The sequence below is a fragment of the Ferrovibrio sp. GW821-FHT12F09 genome (assembly GCF_058806775.1).
Map to the genome: position 1 here is coordinate 2,262,779 of NZ_JBXAPZ010000001.1, position 20,572 is coordinate 2,283,350.

Sequence of the window (20,572 nt, forward strand, 5' to 3'; positions counted from 1 at the left end):
CTTTCGAGGCAGCGACGCAGCATCATATGCGTACGAACGATGTGGCCTGCGGGGGTGGGCGTGGCGTTTGTATGCCGACGGGAGGCTCCAACACCGATGGCGTCTTATCTGCGTCCGACAAGCCTGGCCGAAGCGCTGGATCATCTTAGTGCCGCCAATCTGAATGCGGCCGGACCCGCCATTCTGGCCGGTGGCACGGATTACTATCCCGCCCGTGTCGGCCGCGCTCTGGACGAAGATGTCCTGGACGTCACCGCCATCCCCGATCTGCAGGGCATAAGCGAAACCGACGACGGCTGGCGGCTGGGCGCCACCACGACCTGGAGCCAGCTGATCGTTGCCGATCTGCCGCCGCTGTTCGACGCGCTGCGGCAGGCGGCGCGCCAGATTGGCGGAGTGCAGATTCAGAATTCCGCCACGATTGCCGGCAATCTCTGCAATGCATCGCCGGCGGCCGACAGCGTACCGCCACTCTTGGCCATGCGCGCCCGTATTGAATTGCGCAGCGCGGCTGGGCGGCGCGAAATCCCGATCGGTGACTTCATCACCGGCAATCGTCGCACGGTGCTGAAACCCGCGGAATTGCTGTCTGCCGTGCTGGTGCCGAAGCCGAAGAAGGAGGCCCAGAGCGTTTTCCTCAAGCTGGGCGCGCGGGAATACCTGGTCATCTCGATTGCCATGATCGCCATTGTGCTGGAAACCGAAGGCAATGTGGTGGCGGGTGCCAGCGTGGCGGTCGGCGCCTGTTCCGCCGTGGCGCAGCGTCTGGTCGCGCTGGAATCCGAACTCACGGGGCGGCGCCTGAACAGTGCGCTGGCCAATCGTGTGAAGCCCGAGCATTTCGACGCCTTGACGCCCATCGATGACCTGCGGGCCAGCGGCGCATACCGGCGTGAGGCCGCCGAGATTCTGGTGCGGCGTGCGCTTACCGCGCTTGGCAAGAAGGGGGGCTGAGGCGATGCGCCTGATCGTCAACGGCAAACCGCATAGCTATCACGGCTCGCCGGGCAAGCGCCTGAGCGATGTCCTGCGCGACGATCTGGGGCTGACCGGCACCAAGGTCGGCTGCAATGCCGGCGATTGCGGCGCCTGTACGGTGCTGCTGGAAGGCAAACAGGTTTGCGCCTGCCTGACACCGGTGGCGCAGGCTGCGGCGCGCCCGGTGGTTACGGTCGAAGGCCTGAAAGCCCATGGCGCCCTGTCGCGCCTGCAGACGGCGTTTCTCAAGCATGGCGCGGCGCAGTGCGGCATCTGCACGCCGGGCATGTTGATGTCGGCTACGGAACTGCTGGCCGAAGTGTCCAGACCCAGCGAACAGCAGGTGCGGGATGCCATCGGCGGCGTGCTGTGCCGCTGCACCGGGTATCGCAAGATCGTCGAAGCCGTGCTGGATGCCACACGGACGCCGGACCTACCGGAGAATCCCGAGATGGGCCGGGCTGTCGGTGCGCGGACCCTGAAAGTCGATGGACTTGCGAAAGTCGAGGGCACCGAGAAATACGGCGCCGATTACATTCCGCATGACGCCCTGTGGCTGCGGGCGATCCGCAGCCCGCATGCCCGCGCGACTTTCACCCTGGGCGATTTCTCGGATGCCATCCGCAAATATGGTCTGGCGCGGGTCTTCACCGCCGCCGACGTTCCGCGCAATGGCTTTGCCATTTTCGAGACCAAGGACCAGCCGGTGATCGCCGATGGGCTGGTGCGCTACAAGGGCGAGACCGTGGTGGCGCTGGTTGGCAGCCGCGAGGCCATCGAAGCCGTAAAGCCGGAAGACCTGCCCATCGTCTATATGCCGGACGAGCCGGTCAGCGGCGTGATTGCCGCCGCCGCGCCCGGCGCCAAGCTGGTGCAGGCCGACAAACCTGAAAACGTGCTGATCCGCGGCAATGTCACCAAGGGCGATGTGGCCCAGGGCTTTGCCGAAGCCGCCGCCACCGCTGAAGGCCTGTTCCAGACCAGTTTTGTCGAGCATGCCTATATCGAGCCGGAGGCCGGCTGGGCGGTGCGCATCGGCGACCGCATCGAAATCCATGCCTCGACACAGGCGCCTTATATGGATCGCGACGAAGTGGCCGGCGTGATGCAGTTGCCGCCGGATCGCGTGCGGATCGTGCCAACCGCCTGCGGCGGCGGCTTCGGCGGCAAGCTGGACGTGGCCGTGCAGCCGCTGATTGCGCTGGCGGCCTGGCATCTGGACAAGCCGGTGGCCTGCATTTACACGCGACCGGAAAGCATGGCCTCCAGCACCAAGCGGCACCCGGCGCGCATCACGGCGAAATTCGCCGCCGACAAGACCGGCCGTCTCACTGCGGTCGAGACCCATGCCGATTTCGATACCGGCGCCTATGCAAGCTGGGGCCCGACGGTCGCCAACCGCGTGCCGGTGCATGCGACCGGGCCGTATCTGGTGCCGCATGTGAAGAACCGCAGCCGTGCGCTGTTCACCAATGCACCGCCGTCGGGCGCCTTCCGCGGCTTCGGTGTGCCGCAGGCCGCCATCGCCCATGAAACCCTGATGGACGACCTGGCCGCCCAACTGGGGCTGGACCGGCTGGAAATGCGCTACATCAACGCCATCCGCGCCGGCGACCTGACCGCCACCAGCCAGAAGCTGGAGCATTCCGCCGGCCTGGCCGAATGCATCGCGGCGCTGCGGCCGCAATGGCAGGCGCTGGCGGCCGAGGTGGAGGCCTTCAATGCGCGCCGCAAGCATGTGCGGCGCGGCATCGGTATCGGCTGCATGTGGTATGGCCTGGGCAATACCTCGATTTCCAATCCTTCCACCATGCAGGTTTCCCTGCGCGCCGATGGACGCGTGTTCTTCTACAACGGCGCGGTCGATATCGGGCAGGGTTCGAACACCATCTTCGTGCAGATCGTGGCCGATGCTCTGGGCGTCACCATGGATCGCATCGATTACGTGATGGGCGATACCGACAAGACGCTGGATGCCGGCAAGACTTCGGCCTCCCGCCAGACTTTTGTTTCGGGCAAGGCTGCCCAGCTTGCCGCGCAGGATCTGCGCAGCCAGATCCTGCGGCTGGCCAATGCCGGGACTGATGCCGTACTGAAGCTCGATGGCCCGCATCTGACCGTGGAAGGCGGCGGTGCGGTGCGCCGCATCGACCTCGCTGCTTTGCCGCGTCTGAATGACAAAGCCGATGTGCTATTGGGCGAGGGCCGCTTCGATCCGCCAACCACCATGCTGGACGACAATGGCCAGGGCGTGCCCTATGCCACATACGGTTTCGCCGCGCAGATGGCATTGGTTGAAGTCGATACCGAGCTTGCGACCGTCAAGGTGAAGAGGATCATCGCCGCCCATGACGTGGGCAAGGCCGTGAACCCGACGCAGGTGGAAGGCCAGATTCATGGCGGCATCGCGCAGGGGTTAGGCCTGGCGCTGATGGAGGAATTCCTGCCCGGCCGCACGGAGAATTTGCACGATTATTTGATTCCTACAGTTGGTGATATTCCCGAGATCGACGTGATCATGATCGAGGATGCCGAGCCGCTGGGTCCCTTCGGGGCGAAGGGTGTGGGCGAGCCGGGTCTGGTGCCGACGGCGCCGGCCATCCTCGGCGCCATCCGTCATGCCACTGGCGTGCGGGTCACATCGGTGCCGGTGCTGCCGCATCGCCTGCATGCAGCGCTGAAAGCCCTGCCTCAGGCCGCGGAGTAGGAGGACAGCATGAGCCACGCCGTCGCCGAAACTGCCTCGAAAGATGACGTCGTCCGCTGCGATGCCTGTCCGGTGCTCTGCCGCATCCGTCCCGGCAAGGCCGGCGCCTGCGACCGCTATGCCAATGTCGAGGGCGTGCTGACCCGCGTCGATCCGCTGGTGGTCACCGAACGCGCCGCTTCCGAAGGCACGGTCGTCCCCTTCCTGGCCGGCAGCGAAGGCTGGAATGGCAACGTTGCCGCCCCGGCGCCGGTCTTTGTCACCGGTATCGGTGCCGGCACCACCTATCCCGATTACAAACCGGCCCCCTTCATCGTGTCGTCGCAGCATGACGGCGTCGACATGGTCACAGTGGTGACCGAAGGCATCTTCAGCTACTGCGGCGTGAAGGTGAAGATCGACACCGACCGGCATCTCGGCCCCGAGCAGGCGGCCGTGCGCGTGAACGGCGAGGCTATCGGCCATGTCACCACGGCGGAATATGGCTCGCAGATGCTGTCGCTCGGCGGCGTGCATCACCTGACCGGCGGCAGCAAGAAGGAAGGCAACACCACCTGCGATGCCATGCTGGCGCTGTGCAACAAGCAGGCGGTCACCGTGCAGATCGACGGTGGCGCCGAAGTCACTATCCAGGCCAACCAGCCGCCCGTCGTCAATGGCACGCCCGAGGCGCGCATGCGCGTCGGCTGCGGGTCGGCCACCATCGGCATCTTCGCCAAGCAGTGGCTCGGCCATGCCGACGAAGTGATCGTGGTCGACGACCATATTACCGGCGTGCTGAGCGAACACCAGGCCGGCCGTTTCCTCGATATGCCGCTGGCCGGCATCCGCGTGCGTGGTCGTAAATCCACGCCGGGCCGCTATTTCCAGGTTGCCGAACCCGGCCTGGGCTGGGGCGGCACCAATGTTTCCGATCCTCTGGACATTATCGAGAGCATCGACGCCAAGACCGCTTGGCCCGGCATGAAGCTGCTGATGGTCTCCACCACCGGCGAACACAGCGCCTGGTATGTGCTGGATGACCAGCTCAAGCCGCAGCCAGCCGAGATGCCGGCGCCGGTGCGTGTGGTGGTCGACCGCATCGCCGAGAATTGCGAACCGTCCCTCTGCACCGTTCTGTTCATGGCCGGTGCCGGCGGCAGCTTGCGTGCGGGCGTGACCGAAAATCCGGTGCGGCTCACCATCTCGGTGAAGGATCGCCTGACCCGTGTCACCTCCGGGGGCGCGCCGGTCTATGTCTGGCCCGGTGGTGGCATCACCTACATGGTGGATGTGGCGCGCATGCCTGACAATTCCTTTGGCTATGTGCCGACGCCGGCGCTGGTCGCGCCTATCGAATTCACCATGAGCCAGGCTGATTATGCGGCGCTTGGCGGCCATATGGATTATGTGGTGCAGCTCAGCGATGTGCTACAGGGCGGCCGGCTCAGCCGGCAGAGCTGGCGGCAGGACAATCCCTGGCCGATCACGCGATACACGGCGGAGGAGCAGCCATGAGTGGCGCGGCGCCCACCGCAACCTGGCTCGATGGGAAAAGCCGCCGGCTGCATCTGCAGCACGGCCCGATCGACCTGATCGTTGAGGCTTTCGGCGACCGCGACGCCGTAGCGCGCGGCTACGACCAGGCCGTGGCGCGGTTCCAGGATATCCTGTCGGTGCTGGTGGCGGAGTTGTCTGACCTGCGTCGTCCGCTGGTGGCGGCGCACCCGCTGTTCCGTGGCCCGGTGGCGCGCCGTATGGCTGCGGCCTGCTGGCCCTACCGCAATGTCTACATCACGCCGATGGCGGCGGTGGCCGGTTCGGTGGCAGACGAGATTCTGGCGGCGCTGCTGAGCGGTAATGACCTGGCGCGAGCCTATGTGAATAATGGTGGCGATATCGCGTTCCATGTTGCCGCCGGCGAAACCCTGCGGGCCGCGGTTGTGTGTAATCCCGATCTGCCGCATCTGGACGCCATCGCCAGTCTTGACGCCGCACAGCCATCGCGCGGAATCGCGACGTCTGGTTGGCGCGGCCGCTCATTTTCCCTTGGCATTGCCGATGCCGTCACCGTGCTGGCGGAAAACGCCGCCATGGCCGACGCGGCGGCAACCATCATCGCCAATGCAGTAACTGTGGAGCATGACGCGATTCAGCGGCAGCCCGCACACTCATTGCGGGACGATAGCGATCTGGGTGCGCTGCCGGTGACCGTATCTGTAGGTACACTGCCGGTTTTTGCCATCGAGCAGGCCTTGTCGGCCGGGATGCAGCGCGCGCAAGATTTGCGCCGCAGCGGTCTGATTCAGGCCGCATTTTTGTCGCTGCAGGGTGACAGCTGGATTGTCGGTGGCGAAGCGCTGCTGGCGCGGGATCAGAAAGCAGTGGGGCAGGGATGAGCCTGGTAGAAGTGCGCAAGATCGTCTGCATCACCGACGAGATTTTCCACGAGGGCGGCCCCAGGGCCGCCAAACCGCCGCGTCGTGGCGCGATCGGTGCGCTGGTGAAGAATCCCTATGCCGGCCGCTATGAATCCGACATCACACCGATGATGGATGCGCTGAAGCCGCTGGGCCTCGATCTGACCAAACGCCTGGTCGCGGCGCTGGGCAATGATCCCAGGGCCATCGAAGCCTATGGCAAAGGGGCGCTGATCGGTGCGGGCGGCGAGCTGGAGCATGGTGCGCTGTGGCATGTGCCCGGCGGTTATTCCATGCGTGAGATTCTGGGTAACGCCAAGGCCATCGTGCCGTCGACCACAAAAGTCGGCGGACCGGGGGCGCGTATCGATATTCCACTGCATCACATCAATGCGGCCTATGTGCGCAGCCATTTCGACGCCATCGAATGGGGCGTCGCCGATGGTCCGCGCGAGAACGAGATCGCCTTCATTCTGGCCATGAGTACGGGCGGCCGTGTGCATGCCCGGGTTGGCGGATTGCAGGTGCAAGAGATCAAAGGCGAGGACGGCCAGAGATAGGGACAGATTTACGCGTTCGGAATCCACAATACACACACAGGAGGGGCTTACATCATGAACCGCAGGACCTGGTTGAAGTGGAGTGCAGCATTCGGTGCGGCAGCATTTGGATTGATGGCAGGTGGCGCGCAGGCGCAGGACACCATCAAGGTGGGCGAGCTGAATTCCTACAAGGTCTTCGCCGCCTTCCTCGAGCCTTACAAGAAGGGCATGGATCTGGCGGTTGAAGAGATCAATGCCAGTGGCGGCCTGCTCGGCAAGAAGTTCGAGGTTATCAGCCGCGACGATAACGGCCAGACCGGCGATGCTGTGCGCATCGCCGAGGAACTGCTGACCCGTGAAAAGGTCTCGTTCCTGATCGGTACCTTCCCCTCCAATGTCGGCCTGGCGGTTGCCAGCTTCGCCAAGGAGAAGAAGACGCTGTTCATCGGCGCCGAGCCGCTGACCGACAAGATCGTCTGGGAACAGGGCAACAAGTACACCTTCCGCCTGCGCGCTTCGACCTACATGCAGACGGCCATGCTGGTGCCCGACGCCCTGAAGGTGAAGAAAAAGCGCTGGGCCATCGTGTATCCGAACTACGAATACGGCCAGTCGGCTACGGCTGCGTTCAAGAAGCTGATGCTTGAGAAGCAGCCGGATATCGAGTTCGTGATCGAGCAGGCCGTGCCGCTGGGCAAGATCGAAGCCGGTGCCGTGGCCGATGCGATTGCGGCCGCCAAGCCGGATGCGATCTTCTCCTCGCTGTTCGGCGCCGACCTGACCAAGTTCGTCCGCGAAGGCAATACGCGCGGTCTGTTCAAGGGCAAGGAAGGCTTCAACCTGCTGGCCGGCGAGCCGGAGTATCTCGATCCGCTGGAAGATGAAGTGCCGGTGGGCTGGTATGTCACCGGTTATCCCTGGCAGGACATCGCCACGCCCGAGCACAAGAAGTTCCTGGCGGCCTATCAGGCGAAGTTCAAGGACTATCCGCGCCTGGGCTCGATCGTGGGTTATTCCACCGTGCTGAGCGCGGCGGCGGTCATCAAGAAGGCCGGCACGCTCGATATGGAAAAGCTGGTGGCGGCCATGAAGGGCCTGACCCACAGCACCCCGCTGGGCGATGTCACCTATCGTCCGCAGGACCATCAGTCGACCATGGGCGCCTATGTCGGCAAGCTCGGCCTGAAGAACGGCAAGGGCGTCATGACCGACTGGTATTATGCCGATGGCGCGAAGTTCCTGCCGTCGGATGCCGAAGTCGCCAAAATGCGTCCGGCCGACTGAGCTTGACGTCACACCTGCATGCTCCCGCCGGTTTCGGCCGGCGGGAGTCTTTCTCTCTCTCCAGACTCTGATCGGGACCAGGCTTTGCTCGCCAATATCGTCATCCAGTTCATGAATGGCCTCGCCGGTGCGTCGTCGCTGTTCATGGTGGCCGCCGGCCTCTCGATCATCTTCGGCGTCAGCCGGATCGTGAATTTCGCCCATGGCTCGCTCTATATGCTGGGCGTCTACCTGTCCTGGAGCCTGATCAATTTCCTCGGCCGCGGCTCGATCCCGAATTTCTGGGCCGGCGTCCTGCTGAGTGCGGTTGCTGTCGGCCTGATCGGTGTGGTCATCGAAGTTCTGGTGTTGCGCCGTATCTACAAGGCGCCGGAATTGTTCCAGCTGCTCGCCACCTTCGCCCTGGTTCTCGTCATCAAGGATGCCGCCCTCTATTTCTGGGGCGCGGAAGACCTGCTTGGTCCGCGCGCGCCGGGCCTGCGCGGCGCCGTCGAAATCATGGGCAAGCGCTTCCCGGAATATGACCTGCTGCTGATCGCCATCGGCCCGCTGGTGCTGGGTCTGCTGTGGCTGCTGATGAACCGCACGCGCTGGGGCACGCTGGTCCGCGCCGCCACCCAGGATCGCGAAATGGTCGGTGCGCTCGGTGTCAATCAGAGCTGGCTGTTCACCAGTGTCTTCTTCCTGGGCGCCTTCCTCGCCGGTCTTGGCGGTGCCGTCCAGACGCCACGCGAACCGGCGCAGCTGATGCTGGACATCACCGTGATCTCCGACGCCTTCGTCGTGGTCGTGGTCGGCGGCATGGGTTCGATCGGCGGCGCTTTCCTGGCCGCACTGTTGATCGCTCAGGCCAAGGCCTTCTGCATCGGCCTGGGCGACGTGACGATTTTCGGCACCGTATTCTCCTTCAGCAAATTCACCCTGGTGGTCGAGTTCGTCATCATGGCTGTTGTCCTGGTGGTGCGGCCCTGGGGCCTGCTCGGCAAGCAGCAGGGCGTCCAGCGCGGCGCCTTCATGGTCGAACCACCGCTCTATCCGCTCAACAAGACCTTCTGGCTGGCGGTGCTGGCCGCCGTCGTGTTCCTCGGGCTCGTGCCGCTCGCCAGCGACACTTACATGCTGGTGCTGCTGATCGATATCGCCGTTTTCGCGCTCTTCGCTGCCACGCTGCATTTCCTGATGGGTCCGGCGGGCATGGTGTCGTTCGGCCACGCTGCCTATTTCGGGCTCGGCTGCTATGGCGCTGCGCTGGCTTTCCTCAAGCTGAAGCTGCCGATGGAACTGGCGCTGCTTGGCGCGCCGATGGCCGGTGGCCTGGGCGCGCTGGTCTTCGGCTGGTTCTGCGTGCGGCTGTCGGGCGTCTATCTTGCCATGCTGACGCTGGCTTTCGCGCAGATCGCCTGGTCGGTGATCTACCAGTGGGACGCCTTCACCGGTGGTTCGAATGGTTTGATCGGCCTGTGGCCGACCGACTGGCTGAAGGATCGCACGGCGTTCTACTATTTTGCCCTCACGCTCTGCGTCGCAGCGATCATTCTGCTGTGGCGCATGGTGCATGCTCCGTTCGGCTATGTGCTGCGCGCCGGGCGCGACTCGCCGCTGCGCGCCGATGCGATCGGCATCAATGTCCGGCGTTTCCAGTGGTTCGGCTTCACCCTGGCCGGCGCTTTCGCTGGCCTGGCCGGCGGCTTGTTCGCTTTCTCCAAGGGCAGCATCTCGCCGGAAGCGCTGTCGGTCTCGCGCTCGGTGGATGGCCTGGTCATGGTGTTGCTGGGTGGTGTGCAGACGCTGACCGGGCCTGTTGCCGGCGCGGCCGTGTTCACCTGGCTGCAGGATGAAATCGCACGGAACACCAATTACTGGCGCGCCATTCTCGGTCTGACGATCCTGGTGATCGTGCTGGCCTTCCCGCAGGGCATCGCCGGCTTCCTCAAGCAGGCAACGGGCTGGGTGTTGCAACGACGCCGTGCTGCTCCGGAGGCCGTGCGATGAGCGTCCTTGCTGTAAGCGGTCTCAACAAGTCTTTCGGCGGCGTGCAGGCCGTGCAGGATGTCGCTTTCTCGGTGGCGGCCGGTGAGTTGCTGGCCCTGATCGGCCCAAATGGCGCCGGCAAAAGCACCTGTTTCAACATGCTGAACGGCCAGTTGAAGCCCGATAGCGGCAGCGTGACCCTGAACGGTCGCAGTCTTGTCGGCATGGCCCCGCGCGATATCTGGCGTCTGGGCGTTGGCCGCACCTTCCAGATCACCGCGACGTTCAACTCGATGACGGTGCGCGAGAATATCCAGATGGCGCTGTTGTCCTTCCATAACGGCCTGATGTCCTTCTGGAAGCCGGCCAACACCATGTATCGCGACGAGGCGATGACCCTACTGGCGCGCGTCGGCATGGCGGACCAGAGCGAACGGCCCTGTGGCATTCTTGCCTATGGCGATCTTAAGCGGGTGGAACTGGCCGTCGCACTGGCCAACCAGCCCAGGCTGCTGCTGATGGATGAGCCGACGGCTGGCATGGCACCGAACGAGCGCATAGCGCTCATGGACCTGACGGCGAAGCTGGCGCGGCAGGACAATATCGCCGTGCTGTTCACGGAACATGACATGGATGTGGTCTTCGCCCAGGCCGACCGCATCATAGTGCTCAATCGCGGCAAGCTGATCGCGGAAGGCAGTCCGGAGCAGGTGCGCGGCAACGCAGAAGTGCAGGCGGTCTATCTCGGGTCCGGCGCCGTGTTCGGGGAGGTGCACTGACATGCTGAGCATCGAAGGCCTCCACACCTATTATGGTCGTGCCCATATCCTGGCCGACCTGGCACTGAACGCCCATCCTGGCGAGGTGGTCGTGCTGCTGGGCCGCAACGGCGCCGGCAAATCGACCACCATGAAATCCGTCATCGGCCTGGTGACGGCGCAGAGCGGTCAGATCAGCTTTGACGGCAGCCGCATCGACCGCCTGTCGCCGCACCGGATCGCTCGGCTGGGGCTGGGCTATGTACCCGAGGACCGCCGCATTTTCACGGATCTCACCGTGATGGATAATCTGGCGGTCGGCAAACAGAAGCCGCGCGAAGGTGCGCCGACCTGGACGCCCGAGCGCCTGTTCGAACTGTTCCCCAATCTCGGCCGCATGAAGGACCGCCCCGGCGGCCGCATGTCGGGCGGCGAGCAGCAGATGCTGACCATCGCCCGCACCCTGATGGGCAATCCACGCCTGATCCTGCTGGATGAGCCATCGGAAGGCCTGGCGCCGGTGATCGTCGAGCAGATGGCGCGTACCATTCTTCAGTTAAAGGCTGAAGGCCTTTGCGTCCTGCTGTCGGAACAGAACCTGCATTTTGCCCAGATGGTGGCGGATCGCGCCTACATCATCGAAAAGGGCCGCATCCGCTATTCGGGAACGATGACCGAACTTGCTGCCGATGCAGCGGTGCGCGAACAGTATCTGTCGGTGTGAGGGTTTACGTATGGGCTGGATTGTCGGAATCGATGTGGGCGGCACCTTCACCGACCTGATCGGCATCGAACCGCAACTGGGCAAGGTGGCGCTGGCCAAGGTGCCGACCACGCTCGACAACCAGGCCTTTGGCGTACTTGCGGCTCTGGAAAAGGGCGGCATCGCGCTGTCCGAGACCGATACCATCGTGCACGGCACGACCACGACGACCAATGCCTTGCTTGAGCGCAAGGTGGCCAGGATCGGGCTCATCACGACCAAGGGCTTCCGTGACAGTCTCGAGCTTGGCCGCCGCACCCGGCCGCAGCCTTACGGCCTGACCGGGAATTTCGAGCCGCTGGTGCCGCGCCAGTGGCGGCTGGAAGTGCCCGAGCGCATGGATGCCGATGGCGATGTGGTCATTCCTCTGGACGAAGCCGCCGTTCGCGCGGCTGCGATCCAGCTGAAGGATGCCGGCTGCGAGGCGCTGGTGATCCATTTCCTGCATAGCTATATCAACCAGAGTCACGAAAAACGGGCGCTGGAAATCGTCGCTGAAGTCTGGCCGAACAGTTATATCACCGCCGGACACCAGTTGCTCTCCGAGTACCGGGAGTATGAGCGCGGCACCACGGCCTGTGTGAACGCTTCCGTGCAGCCGGTGCTGCATCGCTATATCGAACGCCTGAATGGCGAACTGAAGGCCAAGGGCTTTGCGCGTGACCTTCTGGTCATGCAGGGCAATGGCGGCACGATTGCGGCCGGCATCGTGGCCGAGGCGGCGGTCAACACCGTGATGTCCGGTCCGGCATCCGGCGTGATGGCAGCGGCCTATACGGCGCGCGCCGCCGGCCTGCCCAATGTGATTACCTATGATATGGGCGGCACGTCGTCGGACGTGGGCCTGATCCAGGATGGAGTGCCGCAGGTCTCGTCGGAGCTGGAACTCGAATATGCCATGCCGATCCATGTGCCAATGGTGGATGTGCATACCATCGGCGCCGGTGGCGGCTCGATCGCTTTCATCAACGAGGCCGGTATGCTGCAGGTCGGCCCGGAAAGCGCCGGTGCTCGCCCGGGTCCGATCTGCTACGGGCGCGGGGGCACGCGGCCGACCATCACCGATGCCAATCTGGCGCTTGGACGCCTCAATCCCGATGGCCTGCTGGCGGTCGACAGCAAGGTGTCGCTGCAGGATGTGAAGGATGCGATCGCCCGTGATGTGGGCAAGCCGCTGGGCATCAGCACCGATGATGCTGCCGCTGCCATCCTGCGTATTGCCAACGACAAGATGGCCGGTGCCATCCGCATGGTCAGTTTAAGCCGCGGCCACGATCCGCGCGACTTCGCGCTGTTTGCCTTCGGGGGCGCCGGACCGCTGCATGCGGCTGCCCTGGCGCGCGAGCTGGGCATCCCCAAGCTGCTGATCCCGGCGCGCCCGGGCATCACAAATGCGCTGGGCTGCGTGGTGGCCGATCTGCGCCATGATTATGTGCGCACGGTGAACAAGCCGCTGTCCGTGCTCGATGATGGTCTGGTGGCCGAGGTGCTGGCTGCCCAGGTTGCCGAAGGCCGCGCCACCATTGCGCGCGACGGTATCGAGGTCGAGGAGGTGCTGGTCCTGCACACCGCTGACATGCAGTTCCAGGGCCAGAGCCATCTGCTGACCGTGGCAGTGCCGGAAAAGAGCATCAGCCGCGACGCCCTGCAGAAGGCTTTCGATGAGGCCTACTGGCAGCGCTTCGAGGTCGAACTGCCGGAAATCCGTGCCGTGCTGGTGAATCTGCACACGGCTGTGATCGGTCGCCGCCCGCAGCTGTCGCTGGATCGCCTGCTGGCCGCCGAGCCGGCCAGGGATGTTGCCGGTGCGAAGAGAGGCAGCCGCCAGGTATGGTATGATGCAGGCGGCTGGCAGGAAACACCGGTTTATGATCGCGAGCGGCTGCCGCGCGGCGCCAGCTTCGCCGGACCGGCCATTCTGGAACAGCTCGATACGACCATTGTTATCGATCCGGGTAATCAGGTGCGTGTGGACAAGCTCGGCAACCTGATCGTTGCCATCAGCGCGGAGTAGGGAGCATGGCAAAAACGCCGATCGATCCGGTCACCCTCGTCGTCATCCAGAACGGCCTGCAGCAGGTCTGCAACGAAATGGACCTGACCTTCTGCCGCGCCGCCTTCTCGCCGGTGATCTCCGAAGCGCTCGACCGTTCGGACGGTATCTATCATGGCGAAACTGGCGAACTGATCGCCCAGGGCGAGCTCGGCCTGCCGGTCTTTGTCGGCACCATGCAGTTCTCCACCCAGGCGGTGATCGAGCGCGCGCGCAATACGCCCGTTCTGGCCCCCAAGCCCGGTGATGTCTATATCGTCAACGATCCCTATCTGGGCGGCACGCATCTGATGGATGTGCGTTTCGTGAAGCCGTTCTTCTACAAGGGCAAGCTGTTTTCCTGGCTGGCCAATACCGGGCACTGGCCTGATATCGGCGGCATGGTGCCGGGCGGCTTCTCGGCCAACGCGACCGAAGTGGAGCAGGAAGGCCTGCGCCTGCCACCGGTCAAGCTCTACAAACAGGGTGTGCTGGACGAGGAAATCCTTTCCATCATCCTCAGCAACATTCGCATCGCCGACCAGCGCATCGGCGATATCAAGGCGCAGGCTGCCGCGCTGACTATCGGTGAGAAGCGGCTGACCGCCCTGCTTGACCGCTACGGCGCCGATGTGGTGGCGCAGGCCATCGAGGAGCTGAAGCAGCGTGCCAGCCAGCAGATGCGGGCGCGCATCCGTACCATTCCCGATGGCATCTATCACGGCGAGGCTGTGGTCGATTCCGATGGCGTGGTGGATGAGCCGCTGCTGATCAAGATGAAGGTGACCAAGGCCGGCGAGGAACTACATTTTGACATGACGGGCTCCAGCCCGCCTTGCCGTGGCCCGATGAACAGCGTGATTGCCACCACCTATTCATCCATTTATCTGGCGGTGAAGCACATCTTCCCCGATGTGCCGATCAATGCCGGCACCTTCGAACCGCTGAAGGTGCTCGATCCGCATGGCACATTCCTCTATGCGAAATATCCCCGGCCCGTCTCGGGTTGTGCGGCTGAAGTCAGTCAGCGTATCGCCGAAGCCGTGTTCAATGCCCTGGTGCAGGCGATGCCGGACCGGCTGTTCGCCGCGCCGGCGGGCACCTCGGGCAATCTGGCGCTCGGCGGCTACGACCCCAAGCGTGATCGCAGTTATGTGATGTATGTGATTTCCGGCGGCGGCTACGGCGGCTGGCATGGGGGTGACGGCATCAGCAACGGCTGCTCCACCATCGGTATTTCCAAGACCACGCCGATCGAGGTGATGGAGCAGTATTATCCGGTACTGTTCGAGGAGTACTCCCTCCATGAAGGCTCCGGTGGCGCCGGCCAGCATCGCGGCGGTTTCGGGGTCAATTACACCATCCGTCTGCGCCGTGGCGAAGCCCGCGCCTCGATGGTGATGGATCATGGCCGCAGCGGCCCGCGCGGCGTGCTGGGCGGCGAGGATGGCGGCCTCAACACCGTGCGGATCGATCTGCAGCAGAAGGATGGCGTGAAATCCTATGTGCCGCCGCATCTGTCCAAGGACCAGGATATCGAGATCAAGGTGGGCGATCGCCTGCATGTCTCCACCCCGGGCGGCGGTGGTTATGGCGATCCGGCCAAACGCGATCCGGCCGAAGTCGCCCGTGATATCGAGCGTGGCTATTACACGCCGAAGCAGATCGCCGACCGCTTCGGCGTAATGCCGCAAGCCAAATCGGCCGCCGAGTAACCGATGCTGGCCGAACTGGCGGTCTGGGCTGGCGTCTCGGCCGATCCGCCGGCGCGGCAGCTTGGTTATGCGAAAGCGGCCGTCAGCCTGTGGTCGCGGCACCGGCGCTGCGCCAGCGTCTGGGCAGAGCATGAAGCCAATACCAAAGCCTTCGCGCTGCAGGTGGCGCAGGATTGCCGGCGCCGGGAGACGGCCTGGCTGCTCGGGGCCGGTACTCTTGCCGACCTGCCGCTGACCGAACTGAGCAAGATGTTCGCGCATGTCATCGTTTTTGACATTGCGCTGCTGCCGGGTGCGCGCCGGACTGCCCGGCGGTTCCCCAATCTGGAACTGCGACTGGCCGATGTGACCGGCGTTGTTCAGCCCTTGGCAGAATGGCGACGCGGCATGCCTCTGCCGATCCCGTCCGACGACATCCTCGGCACTCTCGATCCCGTGCCGCCAGACTGCGTCTTGTCGCTGAACATTCTGTCGCAGCTGCCGTTGCTGCCGATGGATTATATACGGCGTCAGGGTATCACGATGACAGCGGCCGACGGTTTCGGCCGGGACATCCTGCGTGCCCATCTGGCTGCCCTGACGCGGTTCAACTGCCCGGTGGGGCTGGTTGCCGATGCGAAGCGGGTCTGGCGCAGCCGGGCGGGGGAAGCGGTCATGAGCGAGAGTGCCGTGATCGACGTGACCCTGCCTCCGCCGCAGAAAAGCTGGATCTGGCCGGTGGCACCCCGTGGCGAAATCGATCCTGAGGCTGGTTTGGAAATGACGGTGCAGGCCGCGAGACTGGGTGTCGCGAAGACTACTTCTTGATCAGCTGCACAGTCTCGATGACGAAGCCGCGCTCGGGCGGGAATTTGCGCATCATGGTGCGACGCACTTCGTCCTCGCTGCTGGCCTGCAGTTCCAGGTAATTGATTTCGCTCCACTTGTCGTCGAGCTGGCGGTGTTTTTCACCCATCATATGGGCGCGGCGGACTTCCTGATTGAAGATGCCGATGCTGAAGGTCTTGGTGTTGGCTTCCTTGGCGACGGCCGCGCTGGCCATCTTTTCCAGTTTTGCCACCTGGGCCTCAAGCTCGAACTTCTGCTTGTTCAGCTCGGTGATTTTCGTCTGGGCGGTCTTGGTGAATTTTTCCAGTTCATCCAGACGCTGACCGCGCCGGATCACCTCGGCCGAGCTCCACTCATAGGCCATGACCTGCTTCTTATGCTGGGCGACAAGGTGCAGCACAATGAAGACGGCTCCAGGCACACCGATCAGCAGTGCGACCAAGACGAGGAAGAAACCGGACATGCCAAATGTCTTACCGGAGCCGGAAAATCCCCACAAGATGCTGAATTACCGGCAAAAAGTTTAAGAGCCTGGGCGCAGGGCCTCCCGAGGACGCTTGACCCGGGTAATCGGCCCGGTTTATGAAGCGCGTACCTGTGGCGGGGGTAGCTCAGTTGGTTAGAGCACCAGATTGTGGCTCTGGGGGTCGCGGGTTCAAGTCCCGTTCCTCGCCCCAAATATTATAACGGCGGATCAAAGGCTTAGCCTCTGGTCCGCCGTTCGTCTTTTGGGCGGTTTGCAATAAAACCGCCTGCGGGGCCGGTGCCGGTTTGCAAACGGCCATGTCAGCGCTGGCGCGGATCGAAGCGGGCCAGCTTGCCGCCGGCGCGGCGGGCCACCAGTTTCTGGCGGACCTCGCGGGTATAGTGCTGGAACATCTGCACCGTCATGCCGACCGCATCGGCGCCCTCGCGCTCGTCGCAGCCGGCTTCCACCAGGCGGGCGCAGGCCGACTTGCGCAGGCCATGGGCCGAATAGCCCGGATGGCCGATCGACCGCATGAACCGGGTGATGCTGTGTTTCAGCCAGTCGACCTGCCAGGGCTGGCCGTTATGGGGCGCCAGCAGGATGAAGGTGGACGGCCGGTCGCGGGCGGCATTCTCGGCCCAGGCTTCGTCCAGCATCTGTTTCAGCGCCGGATGGGCGGGGATCCAGACCTTGCGGCCGGTCTTGCGGGTCACCACCTCGATGCCGTCGCCATCGTATTGCGGCCAGTGCAGGGCGGCCACATCGCTGATGCGCTGGCCGGTGTAAAGGAAGGCGACCAGGGCGCGGCGCAGCTCTTTCGGCGCGCGATCGAGCGCCGTGGCGATCACCGCTTCGGGCCAGCGCGGAATGCCGATGCCGGCCTTGTGCTGGCGCTTCATGCGGAAGGCGGGATTGTATTTCAGGCTGCCGTAGCGGCTGGGGCGATCGAGCGCGAAGTTGAAGGCGGTCGAGATCACATCGATGCAGGTATCGGCCTTGCGGGTGGTGCTGACCGTGACGGTGACGGCGGCGCCATCCACCTGGCGCTGCACCTTGCGCGGTTTCGAGATCGCATCCTGCAGCGCCACACAGTCTTCGCGCTCGGTGCCGCCGACCGGCAGGTCGCCCCATCTGGCCGAGACGAAATCGATATGGGTCTGGTAGAGATCGCGGGTGCTGGCAGCGAGATTCAGCCAGTCGGGATGCTGCTGCCATTCGGCGAACAGGGCGCGCCAGCTGCCGGGGATGATGGCACGGTCGCCCTCGGCATCGGCCGCGCTGGCGGCCTGGTCTGGCCGTTCCATCTGGGCATTGAGTTCGGCCAGGCGGGCGATGAATTCGGGTGAGCCGGGCAGGCCGGGCAGCCGCGTGCCGGTGGGGCGATGGTAATAATAGACCCGCCCGTCCGGCTTGCGGGTGGTGTTGACATAAGGGATGGCAGACTTCTTAGGCATGCTCCAGGGCGGCCTGGTAGGGGGTCTTGGCGGCGGGCGTGCCTGATCCAAGCGTCTGATCGGCGCGGTTGTCAATCCACTTCTGCACGGCCGTGCGGTGCCAGCCGCCCAGCAGCGGATCGCGCAGCGGGTGGCCGGCGGCCTTCAGGTCTTCCCAATGGGTCCAGAACCAGCTGGCGGAACGCTCGTGCATCGCCGCCACCTGCGCAGCCGACAGGATGCCGGAACGGAGGCGGCGGATGCGGGCGCTCATGCCGGCTTCACCTTGGTCAGGTCACGGGCAACCTTAAGCCCGCGCCGGTGGGCGAGGCGGGCGATGGCTGTGCATTGATTGCGGCTGCCGGTGTGGCGGAACAGCCCGAGGTAGGAATTTACGCTTTCGGCCAGGTCTTCCCTCGGCATAGTGGAAAGCCGGTGTATGGCCGCCCTGTACGTCCTGGCGCGGCCGATCGTGCGATACGGGCGGATGACCTGGCCGACGAAATCGACGCCGCGTTCGGCGGGTTGGATGCTGGTCTTGCTCCCAGCCAGTTTCAGCCCGATCGTGCCCAGGTGATCGCGGATGGCATCCGCCGCGCGCAGCAGCACCTTCGGATCTGCATGGACCAGCACCATGTCATCGACGTAGCGGACATAGCAGCGCATGCCGAGGCGCCGCTTGATCATCTGGTCGAGGCCGTCGAGATAGACATTGGCGAAGAACTGGCTTGAGAGATTGCCGATCGGCAGGCCGGTTCCGAGCGGCGCATGGAACAGGCTCTTGTGGCGCGGCACCATGGCCATGTGGCGTGCATCGCCGCGCTGGATCGCACCCTGGCGAACGTCCTGAAACACCAGCTTGCGGCACAGGTCCAGCATGGTCTGGTCTTGCACGCGATGTGACAGCATGCCGAACAGATCGGCCTGCCGGATCGAGCCGAAGAAATTGGCGATGTCGGCCTTCAGCACGAAGGCGTGTCTGGTCCAAGACTTGGATACGCTCAGCAGATGACGCCGCAGCCTGTCGGCGCCATAGAGGGTGCCGCGCCCGGGGATGCAGGCGCAGGACCCGGCAATGAATGACGGTTCATACAGCGGTGCGATGGCACGATAGACCAGATGATGCACAATGCGATCGCGGAAGTTGGCGGCCCAGACCTCGCGTGGCTTTGGCCTGGTGATGGCAAACACGGTGGCCGGTGCCGGCGACCAGGTGCCCGCCTGCAGTTCGCGCAGCAGGGCGAGCAGGTTATCTTCCAGATTGACCTCGAATTCTAGAGCGGCACGCGTGTTGCGCTTCGCCCGGCGGCAGTCGTAATAGGCTTCGAAAAGCTGGGCCACGGTGATCTCTGATGGCATATAGGATTCCATTTGCGGACAGCGCGGACCCGGCAGCTCCAGTCCTTGTCGTTGTTGTTCTGGTTGCCGTTGTTGAAGTTCTGAATCCACGCGTAGCCGTACAGACGGGGGTTTACAGGCCGGGCCGGCGATTGCTGCAGCTTCGAATGAAGATTGGGCATCGACGCCAGCCAGGCTGCGCCGGGACGCGCGGGGGAGCAGTCCCGCCGTATCCCTGGTGGCGCATGGAGCGGCGACATATGGCATCCGTCTCGCCGCTACCCCGACCAAATGATGCGCACGGACCCGAAGGCCATGACCCTCGGGCATCAGGCGCGGTCCTTGTAGTAATTCAGCCATCCCGTCAGCTGTTTGCCGATCACGTCGGTGAGTTCGACCGTGGCCCCGAATTGGCCCGCTGAGATCAGGTGAAGATCCTTGGAAAGCCGAAGCTGCAGCTTGAGTGTTTCGAGTTTCTCTCGCAGCTTCTCCAGATGCGGCAACTTGTCGGAAGCGCTGTTAGCGCGGAAGATTCCGGTAACCAGCGTCTGGGCTTCGGTGGATACATCGCGCGCCAGACCCTGCCGATACCCGCGCGCATACTGCTGCGTCAGCTTCATGATGAGTTGCAGCAGTTCGTAACACGGCTGGTAAATCGGCAGAGTCTCGGCGCGCGCCATGCAAAATCTCCTCAGGCCGCAACACCCGGGCCGCTCAGCGGCCCGGGAATGGATGAAGGGTTAAATTGGACATTTGCGGACAGCGCGGACCCGGCAGCTCCAGTCCTTGACGAGGTTGCCCTGGGTGCCGCCGTAGAAGAACTGAATCCACGCGTAGCCGGCCGACCATTCGGTGCTGGTCCAGTACCAGGCGTCGAGATCGAAGGCTTCTGGGCCGCCTTCCATGAAGTCCTCGGCGGTGGTCTGCACCGGGACGTGATCGTCTTCCGGCGTCAGGTTGGCGCGCAGCACCGACATCTGCTCCAGCGCCGGAAGATGCCAGTCATCGAATCCGCCGATGCGCAGATCGCGGCAGAACCTGGCAGCCGGGTGATTGTCATCCAGTGCCTTGGTGTTGGCGAGGCCATCGACCAGCGAGCGCGCCTCGGTCTGTTTGCCGCTGCCGCCCCATTCAAGTTTGGCGGCGGCCTGACCCTCGGTCTTCGGCGCGACGATCAGTGCATGGCGGATGCCGTGTTCGTAATAGAGGCCGGCGAAGAAGCCGCCGCCGAAGGCCGCGCCGATTGCGGGGATCGCAAAGGCGGCCTCTTTGGGAATCGATGTGGTCATGTCGTTCATGGATTTTCTCCTGGTTGAAACAGCGCGCCCGGGCCGCTCAGCGGCCCGGGAAGTGAT

Annotated in this window: 18 protein-coding genes and 1 tRNA gene; 13 read left to right on the plus strand and 6 right to left on the minus strand. The window is 64.0% G+C overall.

Annotated features, from left to right (window positions below):
* Positions 1-96 precede the first annotated feature (96 nt).
* The 12 genes from AC1ROB_RS11150 (at position 97) to AC1ROB_RS11205 (ending at position 15,956) form a co-directional block, all read left to right on the plus strand.
* Positions 97-954 (plus strand): FAD binding domain-containing protein, encoded by an 858-nt coding sequence (locus AC1ROB_RS11150; RefSeq protein WP_492971101.1) that lies wholly within the window; start codon positions 97-99, stop codon positions 952-954.
* Positions 955-958: 4 nt separating this feature from the next.
* Complete coding sequence (locus AC1ROB_RS11155) at positions 959-3,685, plus strand: molybdopterin-dependent oxidoreductase (protein WP_492971100.1); 2,727 nt, start codon at positions 959-961, stop codon at positions 3,683-3,685.
* A 9-nt stretch (positions 3,686-3,694) separates the two neighbouring features.
* Positions 3,695-5,182 carry a 6-hydroxynicotinate reductase gene (locus AC1ROB_RS11160; RefSeq protein ID WP_492971099.1) on the plus strand — a complete coding sequence of 496 codons (1,488 nt, stop codon included), beginning with the start codon at positions 3,695-3,697 and terminating at the stop codon, positions 5,180-5,182.
* Entirely contained in the window at positions 5,179-6,063 is an 885-nt protein-coding gene (locus tag AC1ROB_RS11165; protein WP_492971098.1) for a UPF0280 family protein, read from the plus strand. Before AC1ROB_RS11160 ends, AC1ROB_RS11165 begins: the two co-directional genes overlap by 4 nt.
* Positions 6,060-6,644 (plus strand): amino acid synthesis family protein, encoded by a 585-nt coding sequence (locus AC1ROB_RS11170; RefSeq protein ID WP_492971097.1) that lies wholly within the window; start codon positions 6,060-6,062, stop codon positions 6,642-6,644. Before AC1ROB_RS11165 ends, AC1ROB_RS11170 begins: the two co-directional genes overlap by 4 nt.
* A gap of 54 nt (positions 6,645-6,698) precedes the next feature.
* Positions 6,699-7,910 carry an ABC transporter substrate-binding protein gene (locus AC1ROB_RS11175; protein WP_492971096.1) on the plus strand — a complete coding sequence of 404 codons (1,212 nt, stop codon included), beginning with the start codon at positions 6,699-6,701 and terminating at the stop codon, positions 7,908-7,910.
* An 84-nt stretch (positions 7,911-7,994) separates the two neighbouring features.
* The gene (locus AC1ROB_RS11180; RefSeq protein ID WP_492971095.1) at positions 7,995-9,902 is read left to right on the plus strand and encodes an ABC transporter permease; all 1,908 of its coding nucleotides are present in this window, start codon (positions 7,995-7,997) and stop codon (positions 9,900-9,902) included.
* Positions 9,899-10,660: an ABC transporter ATP-binding protein gene (locus tag AC1ROB_RS11185; RefSeq protein WP_492971094.1), complete on the plus strand. Its 762-nt coding sequence runs from the start codon at positions 9,899-9,901 to the stop codon at positions 10,658-10,660. Before AC1ROB_RS11180 ends, AC1ROB_RS11185 begins: the two co-directional genes overlap by 4 nt.
* Before the next feature lies 1 nt (position 10,661).
* Positions 10,662-11,363, plus strand: coding sequence for an ABC transporter ATP-binding protein (locus tag AC1ROB_RS11190; RefSeq protein WP_492971093.1), 702 nt, complete (start codon positions 10,662-10,664; stop codon positions 11,361-11,363).
* A 10-nt stretch (positions 11,364-11,373) separates the two neighbouring features.
* Complete coding sequence (locus AC1ROB_RS11195; RefSeq protein WP_492971092.1) at positions 11,374-13,416, plus strand: hydantoinase/oxoprolinase family protein; 2,043 nt, start codon at positions 11,374-11,376, stop codon at positions 13,414-13,416.
* Between the two features lie 5 nt (positions 13,417-13,421).
* Complete coding sequence (locus AC1ROB_RS11200) at positions 13,422-15,149, plus strand: hydantoinase B/oxoprolinase family protein (RefSeq protein ID WP_492971091.1); 1,728 nt, start codon at positions 13,422-13,424, stop codon at positions 15,147-15,149.
* Between the two features lie 3 nt (positions 15,150-15,152).
* Positions 15,153-15,956, plus strand: a complete 804-nt coding sequence (locus tag AC1ROB_RS11205; RefSeq protein WP_492971090.1) for a hypothetical protein — start codon at positions 15,153-15,155, stop codon at positions 15,954-15,956.
* Here AC1ROB_RS11205 and AC1ROB_RS11210 read toward each other — a convergent pair.
* A complete protein-coding gene (locus AC1ROB_RS11210; RefSeq protein ID WP_492971089.1) occupies positions 15,946-16,440 on the minus strand; it encodes a hypothetical protein in 495 nt (164 codons plus the stop codon). The genes AC1ROB_RS11205 and AC1ROB_RS11210 overlap by 11 nt on opposite strands.
* Before the next feature lie 137 nt (positions 16,441-16,577).
* On the opposite strand from AC1ROB_RS11210, the gene AC1ROB_RS11215 reads away from it, so the two are divergent.
* A tRNA-His gene (locus tag AC1ROB_RS11215) sits at positions 16,578-16,654 on the plus strand.
* A 109-nt stretch (positions 16,655-16,763) separates the two neighbouring features.
* Here AC1ROB_RS11215 and AC1ROB_RS11220 read toward each other — a convergent pair.
* The 5 genes from AC1ROB_RS11220 to AC1ROB_RS11240 all read right to left on the minus strand — a co-directional run bounded on the left by AC1ROB_RS11220 (position 16,764) and on the right by AC1ROB_RS11240 (position 20,515).
* The gene (locus AC1ROB_RS11220; protein ID WP_492971088.1) at positions 16,764-17,900 is read right to left on the minus strand and encodes a tyrosine-type recombinase/integrase; all 1,137 of its coding nucleotides are present in this window, start codon (positions 17,898-17,900) and stop codon (positions 16,764-16,766) included.
* On the minus strand, positions 17,893-18,153 hold the full coding sequence (locus AC1ROB_RS11225) for a hypothetical protein (RefSeq protein ID WP_492971087.1): 261 nt from the start codon (positions 18,151-18,153) through the stop codon (positions 17,893-17,895). The genes AC1ROB_RS11220 and AC1ROB_RS11225 overlap by 8 nt, the downstream gene beginning before the upstream one ends.
* Complete coding sequence (locus tag AC1ROB_RS11230) at positions 18,150-19,238, minus strand: reverse transcriptase domain-containing protein (protein ID WP_492971086.1); 1,089 nt, start codon at positions 19,236-19,238, stop codon at positions 18,150-18,152. The genes AC1ROB_RS11225 and AC1ROB_RS11230 overlap by 4 nt, the downstream gene beginning before the upstream one ends.
* A 308-nt stretch (positions 19,239-19,546) precedes the next feature.
* On the minus strand, positions 19,547-19,897 hold the full coding sequence (locus AC1ROB_RS11235) for a four helix bundle protein (RefSeq protein ID WP_492971085.1): 351 nt from the start codon (positions 19,895-19,897) through the stop codon (positions 19,547-19,549).
* Positions 19,898-19,957: 60 nt separating this feature from the next.
* Positions 19,958-20,515, minus strand: coding sequence for an Lcl domain-containing protein (locus AC1ROB_RS11240; protein WP_492971084.1), 558 nt, complete (start codon positions 20,513-20,515; stop codon positions 19,958-19,960).
* Positions 20,516-20,572 lie beyond the last annotated feature (57 nt).

Bases quoted from the DNA above. Each gene is read 5' to 3' on its own strand.
- AC1ROB_RS11210 (WP_492971089.1), bottom strand. From the start codon at position 16,440: ATGTCCGGTTTCTTCCTCGTCTTGGTCGCACTGCTGATCGGTGTGCCT.
- AC1ROB_RS11220 (WP_492971088.1), bottom strand. From the start codon at position 17,900: ATGCCTAAGAAGTCTGCCATCCCTTATGTCAACACCACCCGCAAGCCG.
- AC1ROB_RS11230 (WP_492971086.1), bottom strand. From the start codon at position 19,238: ATGCCATCAGAGATCACCGTGGCCCAGCTTTTCGAAGCCTATTACGAC.
- AC1ROB_RS11160 (WP_492971099.1), top strand. From the start codon at position 3,695: ATGAGCCACGCCGTCGCCGAAACTGCCTCGAAAGATGACGTCGTCCGC.
- AC1ROB_RS11165 (WP_492971098.1), top strand. From the start codon at position 5,179: ATGAGTGGCGCGGCGCCCACCGCAACCTGGCTCGATGGGAAAAGCCGC.
- AC1ROB_RS11190 (WP_492971093.1), top strand. From the start codon at position 10,662: ATGCTGAGCATCGAAGGCCTCCACACCTATTATGGTCGTGCCCATATC.
- AC1ROB_RS11225 (WP_492971087.1), bottom strand. From the start codon at position 18,153: ATGAGCGCCCGCATCCGCCGCCTCCGTTCCGGCATCCTGTCGGCTGCG.
- AC1ROB_RS11175 (WP_492971096.1), top strand. From the start codon at position 6,699: ATGAACCGCAGGACCTGGTTGAAGTGGAGTGCAGCATTCGGTGCGGCA.
- AC1ROB_RS11240 (WP_492971084.1), bottom strand. From the start codon at position 20,515: ATGAACGACATGACCACATCGATTCCCAAAGAGGCCGCCTTTGCGATC.
- AC1ROB_RS11195 (WP_492971092.1), top strand. From the start codon at position 11,374: ATGGGCTGGATTGTCGGAATCGATGTGGGCGGCACCTTCACCGACCTG.
- AC1ROB_RS11150 (WP_492971101.1), top strand. From the start codon at position 97: ATGGCGTCTTATCTGCGTCCGACAAGCCTGGCCGAAGCGCTGGATCAT.
- AC1ROB_RS11155 (WP_492971100.1), top strand. From the start codon at position 959: ATGCGCCTGATCGTCAACGGCAAACCGCATAGCTATCACGGCTCGCCG.
- AC1ROB_RS11200 (WP_492971091.1), top strand. From the start codon at position 13,422: ATGGCAAAAACGCCGATCGATCCGGTCACCCTCGTCGTCATCCAGAAC.
- AC1ROB_RS11205 (WP_492971090.1), top strand. From the start codon at position 15,153: ATGCTGGCCGAACTGGCGGTCTGGGCTGGCGTCTCGGCCGATCCGCCG.
- AC1ROB_RS11235 (WP_492971085.1), bottom strand. From the start codon at position 19,897: ATGGCGCGCGCCGAGACTCTGCCGATTTACCAGCCGTGTTACGAACTG.
- AC1ROB_RS11170 (WP_492971097.1), top strand. From the start codon at position 6,060: ATGAGCCTGGTAGAAGTGCGCAAGATCGTCTGCATCACCGACGAGATT.
- AC1ROB_RS11185 (WP_492971094.1), top strand. From the start codon at position 9,899: ATGAGCGTCCTTGCTGTAAGCGGTCTCAACAAGTCTTTCGGCGGCGTG.